Origin of the sequence: Paraburkholderia sp. (assembly GCF_035501035.1) — a bacterium.
GTDB lineage: Bacteria > Pseudomonadota > Gammaproteobacteria > Burkholderiales > Burkholderiaceae > Paraburkholderia.
In genome coordinates this window covers 29,735-42,433 of record NZ_DATJWR010000264.1, presented here as the reverse complement: position 1 = coordinate 42,433, position 12,699 = coordinate 29,735, and the positions used below count along the sequence as shown (strand labels likewise).

General features: G+C 67.0%; 6 protein-coding genes. All 6 read right to left on the bottom strand.

The window, feature by feature from the left end:
* Positions 1 to 6: 6 nt before the first annotated feature.
* The 6 genes from glgX to VMJ11_RS19400 all read right to left on the bottom strand — a co-directional run bounded on the left by glgX (position 7) and on the right by VMJ11_RS19400 (position 12,550).
* Positions 7 to 2,238 (bottom strand): glycogen debranching protein GlgX, encoded by a 2,232-nt coding sequence (gene glgX / locus VMJ11_RS19425; RefSeq protein ID WP_325621012.1) that lies wholly within the window; start codon positions 2,236 to 2,238, stop codon positions 7 to 9.
* A 69-nt stretch (positions 2,239 to 2,307) separates the two neighbouring features.
* On the bottom strand, positions 2,308 to 4,524 hold the full coding sequence (glgB, locus tag VMJ11_RS19420) for a 1,4-alpha-glucan branching protein GlgB (RefSeq protein WP_325621011.1): 2,217 nt from the start codon (positions 4,522 to 4,524) through the stop codon (positions 2,308 to 2,310).
* On the bottom strand, positions 4,517 to 7,978 hold the full coding sequence (treS, locus tag VMJ11_RS19415; RefSeq protein WP_325621010.1) for a maltose alpha-D-glucosyltransferase: 3,462 nt from the start codon (positions 7,976 to 7,978) through the stop codon (positions 4,517 to 4,519). Before treS ends, glgB begins: the two co-directional genes overlap by 8 nt.
* Entirely contained in the window at positions 7,975 to 11,493 is a 3,519-nt protein-coding gene (locus VMJ11_RS19410) for a maltotransferase domain-containing protein (RefSeq protein WP_325621009.1), read from the bottom strand. The genes treS and VMJ11_RS19410 overlap by 4 nt, the downstream gene beginning before the upstream one ends.
* Positions 11,494 to 11,893: 400 nt before the next feature.
* A complete protein-coding gene (locus tag VMJ11_RS19405) occupies positions 11,894 to 12,415 on the bottom strand; it encodes a DUF1345 domain-containing protein (RefSeq protein ID WP_325621034.1) in 522 nt (173 codons plus the stop codon).
* A gap of 9 nt (positions 12,416 to 12,424) precedes the next feature.
* The gene (locus VMJ11_RS19400; protein ID WP_325621008.1) at positions 12,425 to 12,550 is read right to left on the bottom strand and encodes a hypothetical protein; all 126 of its coding nucleotides are present in this window, start codon (positions 12,548 to 12,550) and stop codon (positions 12,425 to 12,427) included.
* Positions 12,551 to 12,699 lie beyond the last annotated feature (149 nt).

Here is a 12,699-nt window from a genome sequence, read left to right as displayed (position 1 = left end):
CTGTAGCTATCCAGCAGCGGCTTCGCCCGGGGCCGGCCCAGGGCGCGCTTCGGGGCCCGGCTGCGGCCCAGCGGGCGGGCGGCGCGGGTCCGGCGTGCCCGCGTCCTCGCGCGTGTCCAGCGCGCGGTGCGTCTCGTGCCGTGCTGGCCGTGCGCACAGCACGGCCAGCGTGCGTGCGGCCAGCTCGTACGTCGGCTCGGGCAGCGCGTAGGGCACCGCATCGGGGCGGGCGGTATCGAGGAGCACCTCCCATGCCATGCGTGGCGCCGGCGCGACGAACGTCACCGCACCCTGCGAAGCGTTCAGCATCATCAACAATACTTCCATTTCGCCGTTGAGTCCCGCTCCTGCGCGCCGCATCGTGAACGCGTGCGCCTCGGGGTCCTGCCAGGCCTCCGGCGTGAGTGGCTCGCCGCGCTCGTCGAACCAGTCGATGTCGTGCACGCCGGGCAGCAATTCGCGCTCGCCGAACAGAAAGCGCGTTTCGCGCAGCAGCGGGTGCTCGTTGCGCAGCGCGATCAAGCGCGCGACGAAGCGCGTCATCGCCTTGCCCTGAGGTGTCTGCGCGAGCGACCAGTCGAACCACGAGATGTCGTTGTCCTGACAATACGCATTGTTGTTGCCGCGCTGCGTGCGGCACGCCTCGTCGCCCGCGAGCAGCATGGGCGTGCCGAGCGCGACGAAGAGCGTCGCCAGCATCGAGCGCGCTACGCGCGCACGCGTGGCGAGGATGGCCGGGTCGTCGGTCGGGCCTTCCACGCCCCAGTTCGCACTCCAGTTCTCGTTATGTCCGTCGCGGTTCTCTTCGCCGTTGGCTTCGTTGTGCTTGTGCTCGTACGAAACGAGATCGGTGAGCGTGAAGCCGTCGTGCGAGGTGATGAAGTTGATCGACGCCCAGGGCCGGCGCTTGCGCTTGTCGAACAGGTCCGCGCTGCCGGTGAGGCGCGCGGCGAGATCGGCGCGCTGGCCCGGGGCGCCGCGCCAGTAGCGCCGTACGCTGTCACGAAAGCGGTCGTTCCATTCGGAGAAGCCGGGCGGGTGATTGCCGAGCTGGTAGCCGCCTGGACCCACGTCCCACGGCTCGGAAATCAGTTTGCATTGCGAAAGGACTGGATCTTGCCGCAACACATCGAAGAAGCCGCCGTTCGGATCGAAGCCCGGGTGCTCGCGCCCGAGCGTCACGCCAAGGTCGAAGCGAAAGCCGTCGATGCCGTATGACGTGGCCCAGTGGCGCAACGAGTCGGCCACCATCTGCAGGACGCGCGGATGCGAAAGATTGAGCGTGTTGCCGCAGCCTGTGTCGTTGATGAAGTGGCGCTCGTCGCCAGGCACGCAGCGGTAGTAGCTGGCGTTGTCGAGCCCGCGCCACGAGACGGTGGGCCCTGTCTCGCCGCCTTCGCAGGTGTGGTTGTAGACCACGTCGAGAAAGACCTCGATGCCCGCCGCGTGCAGTTGCCGCACGGCAATGCGCAGTCCGTCGGTGTCGTAGCCCACGAGATAGCCGGGCTCGGGCGCGAAGAACGCAGCGGGGTTGTAGCCCCAGTAGTTGCGCAACCCGCGCTCCACGAGAAAGCGCTCGGTGAGAAACGCGTGCACGGGCAAAAGCTCGATGGCCGTCACGCCGAGTTTGTGCAGATGCTCGATGAAACGCGGCGCGGCGAGCCCGGCGAAGGTGCCGCGCATGTGCGTGCGCAGATCGTGACACAGCATGGAGAGCCCGCGCGGGTGCGCCTCGTAAATCACGGTCTCGCCCCACGGCGTGTCGGGGCGCCGGTCGCGCGACCAGTCGAAGTTGTCGTTGACGACCACGCATTTGGGCATGGCCGGCGCCGAGTCGCGCCGGTCGATCGAGAGGTCCGCGCGGTTCGAATGCGCGCGGTAGCCATACAGCGTGTCGGACCAGCGAAACTGGCCGATGAGCTGGCGCGCATAAGGGTCGATGAGCAGCTTGTGCGGATTGAAGCGCTGCCCCAGGTGCGGCTGATAAGGGCCGTGCGCGCGCAAGCCGTAGACGGTGCCCGGATGGGCACCCGGCAGATAGCCGTGCCACACCTCGTCGGTGCATTCGGGCAAGGTGTAGCGGGTACGCTCCTTGCGGCCGGTGGGGTCGAAGAGGCACAGCTCGATGCGCCAGGCGTGGGCCGAGAACACGGCGAAATTGGTGCCGAGACCGTCCCACGTTGCGCCGAGCGGCCACGGCGATCCGGGCAGCAGGCGCTCAGGTGGGCCATTTGCCATGACGATGCTCCAGATTTTCTTCTTCGTTTTGCATCGGGTTCCTGATTAAATCTGGACGGGTCGACCTCGCTAGCGGCGCAGGCGCAGCATCAGCATGCCGAGCGGCGGCAGCACGAGCGCGGCCGACTGCGGCTTGCCATGGCTCGCCACGCTCTCCGTGCTGACGAGGCCCCCATTGCCCATGTTCGAGCCGCCGTAGATTTCGGCGTCGGTGTTCAGTACTTCGTCCCACTGGCCGGGCTGCGGCATGCCGATGCGGTAGCCGTGGCGCGGCATCGGCGTGAAGTTGCAGATGGCCACGATTTCGCGGCCCGTGCCGTCCACGCGGCGCCAGGCGAGCACGCTGTTTTCCGTGTCGTCGGAAACCAGCCATTCGAAGCCGCCGGGTTCGGCGTCGAGTGTGTAGAGCGCCGGCTCGCTTGCGTAGAGGCGGTTCAGGTCGCGCACGAGCGTTTGCACGCCGCGATGCAGCGGATCGTCGAGCAGGTTCCAGTGTGGCGTGCCGTCGTGATCGAACTCGGCCAGCTGCCCGAACTCGCCGCCCATGAACAGCAGCTTCTTGCCGGGGTGCGCCCACATGAAGCCGAAATACGCGCGCAGGTTCGCGAACTTCTGCCAGCGGTCGCCGGGCATCTTGCCGAGCAGCGAGCCCTTGCCGTGCACCACCTCGTCGTGCGAGAGCGGCAGCACGAAGCGCTCGGACCACGCGTAGACCATCGCGAACGTCATCAGGTGATGGTGATAGCGCCGGTAGACCGGATCTTCCTGCATGTAGTGCAGCGTGTCGTGCATCCAGCCCATGTTCCACTTGAACTGGAAGCCGAGGCCGTTGTCTTCGGGGCGCGCCGTGACGCCCGGCCACGCCGTGGATTCCTCCGCGATGGTGATGACGCCGGGGCGCTGCGGCACATATTGCGTCTCATGATTGAGGCGCTTGAGGAACGCGATCGATTCGAGATTCTCGCGGCCGCCGTAAATGTTGGGCACCCACTCGCCGTGCGCGCGCGAATAGTCGCGGTAGAGCATCGATGCGACAGCGTCCACGCGCAGGCCGTCCACGTGATAGCGCATGAGCCACGCGAGGCCCGATGCGATCAGGAACGCGCTCACCTCGCGCCGCCCGAGGTTGTAGATCATCGTGTTCCAGTCGGGGTGATAGCCTTCGCGTGGATCGGCATGCTCGTAGAGCGCGGTGCCGTCGAAGTCGACGAGGCCGTGCGCGTCGTTCGGAAAGTGCGCAGGCACCCAGTCGACAATCACGCCCAGGCCCGCTTCGTGTGCGCGATCGACGAATGCCGCGAAGTCGAGCGGCGCGCCAAGGCGTGCGGTGGGCGCGAACTGCGCGAGCGGCTGATAGCCCCACGAGCCACCGAACGGATGTTCGGCCACGGGCATCAGTTCGAGGTGGGTGAAGCCCATGCCCTGCGCGTATGGGATCAGGCGCTCGGCGAGTTCGCTCCAGTTGGGCGCGGGCGCGTCGGGCCCTTGCGTGGGCAGCCACGAGGGCGCGTGGACTTCGTAGATCGTCATCGCGGCGCGCGCGTTCTGGCGTTGCGCGCGCGTTTGCAGCCAGTGCTGGTCTCGCCACGCATAGTGGTCGAGCGCCTCGACGGGCGCGACGACCGAAGCCGTGCCCGGCGGGCATTCGGTTTCCTGCGCGCATGGGTCGGCCTTGAGCGGCAGCACTATGCCGCGTGCGCCGAGAATTTCGTACTTGTAGCGTGCGCCTGCCGCCACGCGCGGAATGAAAAGCTCCCAGACGCCGGCCTCGTGGCGCAGCCGCATGGGGTGGCGGCGCCCATCCCATGCATTGAAGTCGCCGACGACGGAAACGCGTTGCGCATTCGGCGCCCAGACCGCAAAGCGCACGCCGGGCACGCCGTCGCTCGCGAGCGGGCGCGCGCCGAGGCATTCGAGCACGGCGTACGGGTCGCCGTCGGCGAGGCGCACGAGCGCTTCGTGAGAGAGATGCGGGCCGAATGAATAGGTGTCCTCGATTTCCTGGATCACGCCATGCCAGTCGATCGCGAGCCGGTAGGGGACCGCCTCGGCGAGTGGCCCGGCGAACAGGCCCGCGGGGTGCACGAGCGTCAGCTCGGCGAGCGTGTGCGCGCGGTCGCGCGCGACGACGCTCGCGCCGGAGGCGTTCGGCAGCCACGCGCGCACATAGGGCGTGCCTTCCACCCAGTGCAGCCCGAGCACGGCGAAAGGATCGCTATGGCGCGCGCCGGCGAGTGCCTCGGCGTCGTGCGGATTGAGGCCGGCGTGGGGTGCGCGCTCAGCCATGGCCACCCCCGCCCGCATGCGAGTGCGTGGATTGTGTGGGCGTGAGGCCAAGCACGCGCGCGGAGAGCGCGGCGAGTCCGCGTATGGGCAGCGCGAGCCAGGTGGGGCGATTGGCGGCTTCGTAGCGAATCTCGTAGGCCGCCTTTTCGATCAGGAACAGGTCGAGCAGCGCCTGCTCGTGCGAAGCGCTCACGAGCGCGAGCGGCGCTTCCGCGACGGCCGCGCGATATTGGCTCAGAAACGCTTCGGCCGCGTAGCCGCGGAAGCGCTCGAACAGCGCGCGCTTGCGATCGACGATCTGCGTCGGCGCGCTTTCTATGGTCGATTGCGCGGCGGCGCCCGCATAGGAGAGCGAGCGCAGGAGGCCGGCCACGTCGCGCAGCGGCGAGGCCTTGGTGCGCCGGTATTCGAGCGCTCGCGCGGGCTCGCCTTCGAAGTCGATCAAATAGGCATCGCCTTGCGAGAGCAGCACCTGGCCCAGATGGAAATCGCCATGAATGCGGATGCGCGTGGCCTTGGCGTCCAGTGGCACGATCTCGTCGAGCTTCGCGATGAGCGCCTTGCGGCGATCGACCAGGCTGCGCGCAAGATCGCGCGCGTCTTCGTCGAGTATGCGTTCGTCTGCGCCCGTATGCTGCGCGACGATGTCGAGCGCTTCGATCAGCATGGACTTCGCGTCTGCGATCCAGTTGCGCACGTCGTTGGGCGTAGCGGCGACGGGCGCGAAAGCCTCTTCGTCGCTGGGCGAGGCGAGCGCCGCGTGCAGCTCGCCCAGGCGCTTGCCGATGGCGCCGATCACCGCGCAATAGCCCTGCACGGCTTCTTCCTCGTTCGCCTGGTCGGCGCTGCTGTCGTCGTCCGTGGCGAGCGCGAGTTCGTCGATCGTGCGGCGCAGGTAATCGAGCGCCCAGTCCCACGCGTTGCCCTGATTGTCGATATAGCCTTGCACGATGATGAGCGTGTGCGGCACGCCCGCAGGATCGATGCGCACCACTTCGCCATAGAGCGGCGCCGTGTTGGCGTAGCCGAGCTTCGTGAGGTAGCGGCTCATTTCCGCTTCGGGGTGCACGCCCGCCATGAGCCGCCGCACGATCTTGAGCACGAGCGTTTCGGCGATCACGAGCGAGCTGTTGCTCTGCTCGGCGGCGAGCCAGCGAACCTCAGGCGTTTCGCCGAGGTCGAGTTCGGCGAGCCGCTCAGTCGGCTCGAAGCGGATCATGCTCTGCTGCACCGTGGGCACGGCAGCGTGTTCGCGCAGCTTGTTGAGCACGCCATAGGCGAACCACGGCAGCGAGAAGGCGTCGGTCAGATAGCCGATCGTGCGTCCGCGCCGCACGCGCGAGAGCGCGAGCTGGATATGCAGCGGCGTGGTGGTGTCGGTGCCCCACGTGATCGCGATGGGCAGCACGTAGCGCTCGCTCGTGCCGTCTACGAGTTCGGCCTCGATCTCGGTGAAGGCGAAACCCGCGCCGTGTATGGTCGTGAGCGCCGCGAGGCGCACTGCGCGCAGCGGCCGGTCCTTCGAGGCGAACCAGCGCCGCCGCGAGAGCCACGAAGGCAGCACTTCCGATTCGAGCAGCCGCACGTTCTCGGGCGTTGCACCCGTTTGCCCTTCGCGGATCACCACGGTCACGAATTCTGGCAATTGCTCCGACGTCGGCTGGCTCCACGAAGGCCGTTGATTGCCCGGGCACAGCAGGAACCAGAGAAAGCCGTAGGGCGGGAAGGTCAGCAGATAAGGCAGCTGCCCGATGGGCGGAAATACGGAGTCGGCCGTCATTTCGACGGGGGCCGTGCCCGCGTATTCGGAGAGGTCGAGTTCGACCGCCTGCGGCGCGCGCGACAGATTCGCCACGCACAGTATGGGCGCTTCGCCCGGCATTTCGCGCAGGTACGCGAGGACCTTGCGGTTATCGGGGCGCAGGAAGCGGATCGAGCCGCGCCCGAAAGCCTGTTTCGCGCGGCGCGTGGCGAGCATGCGGCGCGTCCAGTTGAGCAGCGAATGCGGATCGCGGCTCTGCGCCTCCACGTTGATCGCGTCGTAGCCGTAGAGCGAGCCCATCAACGGCGGCAGCACGAGCTGCTCGGGGTCGGCGCGAGAGAAGCCGCCGTTGCGATCGGATGACCACTGCATCGGCGTGCGCACGCCGTCGCGGTCGCCCAGGTGGATGTTGTCGCCCATGCCGAGCTCGTCGCCGTAGTAGATCACGGGCGTGCCCGGCATCGAGAGCAGCAGCGAATTGATGAGCTCGATACGGCGGCGGTCGCGCTCCATGAGCGGCGCGAGGCGACGCCGGATGCCGAGGTTCAGGCGCGCGCGCCGGTCGCTCGCATAGGTGTTCCAGAGGTAGTCGCGTTCGGAGTCGGTGACCATCTCGAGCGTGAGCTCGTCGTGATTGCGCAGGAACACCGCCCACTGGCAGGTGGGCAGCAAGTCCGGCGTCTGCTTCATGATGTCGATGATCGGGAAGCGGTCCTCGCTCGCGATCGCCATGTAGAGGCGCGGCATCAGCGGAAAGTGGAACGCCATGTGGCATTCGTCTTCGTTGCCGAAGTACTCCTGCACGTCTTCGGGCCACTGGTTCGCTTCGGCCAGCAGCATGCGGTTCGGGTAGTGCTCGTCGATGGTCGCGCGGATCTGCTTGAGGATAGCGTGCGTTTCGGGCAGGTTTTCGTTGTTCGTGCCTTCGCGCTCCACGAGATAGGGCACCGCGTCGAGCCGCAGCCCGTCGATGCCCATGTCGAGCCAGAAGCGCATGATCTGCAGCACCTCGCGCAGCACGGCCGGATTGTCGAAATTCAGGTCGGGCTGGTGCGAGTAGAAGCGGTGCCAGTAGTACGCGCCCGCAACGGGGTCGTGCGTCCAGTTCGAAGGTTCCGTGTCGATGAAGATGATGCGCGTTCCCTGGTACTTCTGATCAGTATCGGACCACACGTAGTAGTTGCGATGATTCGAGCCAGGCTTCGCGCGCCGCGCGCGCTGGAACCACGGGTGCTGGTCCGAGGTGTGGTTGATGACGAGCTCGGTGATCACGCGGATGCCGCGCGCATGCGCTTCCTGAATGAAGCGGCGCACGTCGGCGAGCTGGCCGTAGTCAGGGTGCACGTTGCGATAGTCGGCAATGTCGTAGCCGTCGTCGCGGCGCGGCGAGGGGTAGAACGGCAGCAGCCAGATCGCCGTCACGCCGAGGCCCGCAATGTAGTCGAGCTTGGCGAGCAGGCCCGGGAAATCGCCCACGCCATCGTTGTTCGAATCGAAGAACGATTTCACGTGCACCTGGTAGATCACGGCGTCCTTGTACCAGAGCGGGTCGTCGGAAAGCTGCGAGGGCTTGCCGCGCCGTTGCGTGCCGCGCTCCCCGTGGTGGTGGTGCGGTTCGGACGCGGTGGAGTCCCGCGTGACGGTTTGCACGTGGGTTGCCACGGGCTCGTGCGTGGCGGGGTCACGTTTCATGTCGCTCCTCCGGACGGGAAGTCCTCGTCGAGTTCGGGGTGGCCCTCGATGTGCACGTCGGCGGGCCCGTTGGCGTACTCATTGGCTTGTTCAGGCAGCGGCTCTTCGCGCGGCAGTCCGTGGACCGGCTCGATGCGCCAGATCGCGAAGGGGCGCGTGTGCGGGTCCAGACGAACGTGCTGCCAGCGCCCATGCCACTGGAAGCGCTCGCCCGTCATCTCGTCGACGACACCGAGCGTGGCGTGGTCGTCGAGATGCCAGCGCTGGAACGTCGCCCACGACAGGTCGAAGTCGGCACCCTGTTCGTTGAAGGCGTCGAGATTGATCGCCACCACGAGCACGTTGTCGCGCGCGGGCGTGGCTTTCTCGAAGCAGAGCAGGGCGTCGTTGCGCGCGTCGAGAAATGTAATGCCGAGATGCGTGTGCAGCGCGGGGTTGGCGCGGCGAATGCGGTTGAGCGCGGCGATCTCCGCGACGATGTTGCCGGGCCGGTGCCAGTCCCATGCACGAATCTGATATTTTTCGGAGTCCAGATATTCTTCCGAATTGGGCAGCGCGCGCGACTCGCAGAGCTCGAAGCCGCAATACACGCCCCAGAGCCCCGAAAGCATGGCGGCCAGCGCCGCGCGGATCAGGAAGCTCGAGCGCGCGCCGGTTTGCAGATGGCGCGGATTGATGTCGGGCGTGTTGACGAAAAAATTCGGCCGGTAAAACTCGCGCACCTCGGTTTGCGTGAGCTCCGTAAGGTACTCGGTGAAATCGCGCTTCGATTCGCGCCACGTGAAATACGTGTACGACTGCGAGAAGCCGAGCTTGGCGAGCCGGTACATGAGGCGCGGCCTCGTGAACGCTTCGGAAAGAAAGATCACGTCGGGGTGACGCGCGCGCACGTCGGCGATCATCCATTCCCAGAACGGCAGCGGCTTCGTGTGCGGGTTGTCCACGCGGAAGATGCGCACGCCCACGTCCACCCAGAACAGGATCGCGTCGCGCAGCGCGAGCCACAAATCGGGCTTGGCGTCGTGCGCGTAGAACTCGGGGTTCACGATGTCCTGATACTTCTTCGGCGGATTCTCGGCGTAACGCAGCGTGCCGTCGGGGCGCCACGCGAACCATCCCGGATGCGCCTTCAGCCACGGGTGGTCGGGCGAGCATTGAATCGCGAAATCGAGCGCGATTTCGAGGCCCTGCGCGTGCGCGGCGGCGAGCATGCGGCAGAAGTCTTCGAGTGTGCCCAGTTGCGGATGCACGGCAGTGTGGCCGCCTTCGGCCGCGCCGATCGCATAGGGGCTGCCCACGTCGCCGGGCTGCGCCGTGAGCGCATTGTTGCGCCCCTTGCGGTTCGCGAGGCCGATAGGGTGGATGGGCGGGAAGTACAGCACGTCGAAGCCCATTTCGCGGATGCGCGGCAGCTTCGCGATCACGTCGTCGAAGGTGCCGTGGCGCGATTCGTCGTCGCTCATCGAGCGTGGAAAGATCTCATACCAGCTCGCGAAAGCCGCGGCGCTGCGCTCCGCGTCCACGCGATTGACGATCGTGTCGCGCGAAAGGAACGGCCGGTGGCGCGCGGCACGCACGGCCGCGGCCGTTGCGGGCGAGCAGAGCAGCCAGTAACGTGTTTCGGTGTCCGCAGCAAGGAAGCGCTTCACGATCGCGTCCAGCGTGGCGCAGGTGTGCTTTTGAGACGCGTCACCCGTATCCGACGTTTCGGCGGTTGCGAGTACGCGCGCGAACAGGTGGCTCGCTTCTTCGAGCTCCAGCTCGACGGGCTGGTTCGCAGCGCGCTTTTTCTGCACATGGTCGACGAGCGACGCGAAGTCGTCGCGCCATGCGATCACCACGTACTCGTAGCGTCCCATGCGCTCGAGCGGAAAGCGGCCGGCCCACAGGTCGGTGCCGGCTGGCTGGATGGGTGTCAGCGGCGACTCGTGCCAGGCGGTTTCGTCGGCGGCGCGCCAGAGCACGGCGGCGTCGATGCGGTCGTGGCCCTCCGCGAAAATCGCCGCACGCACTTCACAGCGCTCGCCAACGGCGCGCTTGGCGACGAAGCGGCCATGATCGACCGATGGCGTCGCGCTCTCGATCGCGATGCGGGGCGCGGCGATGGCTTCGGTCACGCTCTTGTGCCCGCTCGTGTCCGACTTGCCGCGATCTTCAGCAGGCGCGAGCACCACGGGCGGACTCGCGAGCGCGCGGAACATCCAGCACGCGCCCGCGGGCAGCGCGAAGGTATCCGGTATCGCGCTCGCATCGCGCTGCGCGGGGGGGCGCGCGCCGCGCAGCGTTTCGGCATCCAGCGGGGCGAAGCGTGTGAAGCTGCCCGGCACGCCGTCGAGCAGTCGCGCCATCTCCACGCGTACCGGCGCGGCGAGCGCCGGATTGACGAGCGTGAGCACGGCATCGTCCGCGTCGCGCAGGTCGGCGCGGTCGCCGCGCAACAGCGCGGCGACGCTCGCCCCCGGTCCATTGAGTGCGCGTAACTCGCCGTTGGTTTGCAGCGTCCACGTCTCGCGTTGGAGCGCGTTGGCTTGCGCGACGTCGCCGCTCAGGTCGAAGGGCGCGCGCGCCCTCGCGGCCTCGAAGGCTTGCGCGCTGTTGCCGCTGTGCGCCGTTGCATCGTTCACGCCGTATTCGAAGCCCATCGGCATGAGCCAGCCGGTGCCGAGCGCGGCGGCTGTGCGCAGCATGCGGCGATAGGCGCGTTCGACGGCGTGTGCGTCGGCGGCGCCCTCCTGGTCGTGCGCGTAGCGCGTGCCGTAGGGCGCTTCCGGAAACGTGACGGGCGAACCCACGCGCCGCAAGGCAGCGTGCTCCTCGACCATCCAGCTCGACGAGAAGTCCCACCAGCGCAGCGAGGAGAAGGCCGCATCGAAGCCCACGCCTTCGAGGCGCGCGATTGCTTCGCGCGGCAGCCCGGGTGTCGCGGCGAGCCAGCGCGCCTGGGGAAAACGCGCGCGCACGGCATCGAAAATCGTGCGCAGCACGTTCGGCGGCGTGCGGTGTGGCGAGTCGATGCGAAAGCCGCCAATGCCTGCCTCGACGAGCGCGCTCGCGCGCGCGGTCCACCATGCGGCGAGCGGCGCGCCTGCGCGCTCGAAGTCGGCATAGGCGACGTTGGCTTCGCGATGGCCGTGGCGCGGGTCGAGCCGCGCGTCTTCGGGCTCGAAGGGATGGAACCACTCGGGGTGGCTGGTGTAGAGCGCGCCGTCGGCGGCGCTGCGGTCGAGCACGAGGTCGGCGAGCAGCGTGACGCCGCACGTTTGCGCCGCAAGGGCCAGCTCGCGCAGGGCGTCGTCGACGCCTTGCGGCGAGCCGAAGGCGGGGTGCAGCCGCGCATGGTCAGCGATGATGCGGTCGTCGCCCGACGCGCCCGGCGCGAACAGCCCGCCGATCAAAACATGGTCGAAGCCGAGCGACGCGGCGCGGGCGAACTGCGCCGGCCACGCGTCGAGCGGCCCGACATGGACGGAATGGACGAAGTAGATCCGCGGCGCATAGGCGTGGGGAGGTTCCATCGGTCGTATTCCAGGTACGTGAGGCGACGGGGATGCAGGACGGGGTTAGCCGAAATGCGATCACGCCGCCCGTGGGCTGCCGGAGCGTGCCGCGCTGCGCGGGGTGGACAGGCACATGCTGTTCAATGTAGTGCAAGAGCAGGCCGGAACCAAACCGCATGCGCCGCGTGGCGACTTGCGGTGCCGGTCAGCAAGGCACATGCCCAAACGCAGTGCGCGGGCGCGGCATGCGTGCGCTAGCCGCGCGAGGGACGCGCGAGATCGGTATGAGGTGCAGAGGGGCCGGACCGGCATCGATTGCCGGTATGCATTGCATTGTTCGGGTGAAATGGAGCGCTGAAACGAGCGGCTGCAACGACCGGTTGTTGTAAGGGCCTGTTGTCAGGACCGGCTGCAGCGCTCAACCGCCGACCATGCTTGCCGCGATGTTCACGCACAGGCCGAGCACAGAAACATTGAAATAGAACGACAAAATAGATTGCGCGAGCGCGGCGCGGCGCGCGTTGCGGCCGCGCAGGCCGACATCGGCGGTTTGCGAGGCGCAGGCAATGGTGAACGAAAAGTACAGGAAGTCCCAGTAATTGGGCTTGAGATCCTCGTCGGGAAACACGAGCGCGGGCACGGCGGGATCGGAGCCGTAAAAAAGGCGCGCGTAATGCAGCGTGAAAATGGTCGGAATGAGAAACCACGCACCGATCAGCGTGAGGCCCGTGAGCAGCGAATGCAGCACTTTCGAAGCCGTGCCGAGGTCTTTCGTTGTGCCCAGTTCGAGCACGATGGCGACAATGCTCGCCACCGTCGCCGTGCAGACGATGAACAGCACGATGCCCGCGTTTTCGTCTTCGCGCTGGGCGTTCTGGCGCACGGCCTCTTCGTTTGCAAACGCCATGTGAAGCCAGATCAGCACGAGGTAGGTCCAGATTGCCGCGTCCTAGCCGATCAGCGCGCGCGCCGGAGGACGGATCGAAGCGGGCACGAGCGCACCGGCAACGGTGCCCACGGCAATGCCGATCATCAAGTGCGGCCGGTTGCGTAGCACCTGCGGATAGAGGCTCATGGAGTATGGCGTAGCGCACGAACGGGGTGCGGCGATTCTACCGTGCATGAACTGGCACTGTGACGTGCATTGCATGTACTGATGTTCGGTATCGATGCATTCGGTTTGTCTTATCGGGGCGGAAGAGGCTATATTGCATGCGCAACGCA

Bases quoted from the DNA above. Each gene is read 5' to 3' on its own strand.
- glgX (WP_325621012.1), bottom strand. From the start codon at position 2,238: ATGGCAAATGGCCCACCTGAGCGCCTGCTGCCCGGATCGCCGTGGCCG.
- glgB (WP_325621011.1), bottom strand. From the start codon at position 4,524: ATGGCTGAGCGCGCACCCCACGCCGGCCTCAATCCGCACGACGCCGAG.
- treS (WP_325621010.1), bottom strand. From the start codon at position 7,978: ATGAAACGTGACCCCGCCACGCACGAGCCCGTGGCAACCCACGTGCAA.
- VMJ11_RS19410 (WP_325621009.1), bottom strand. From the start codon at position 11,493: ATGGAACCTCCCCACGCCTATGCGCCGCGGATCTACTTCGTCCATTCC.
- VMJ11_RS19400 (WP_325621008.1), bottom strand. From the start codon at position 12,550: ATGAGCCTCTATCCGCAGGTGCTACGCAACCGGCCGCACTTGATGATC.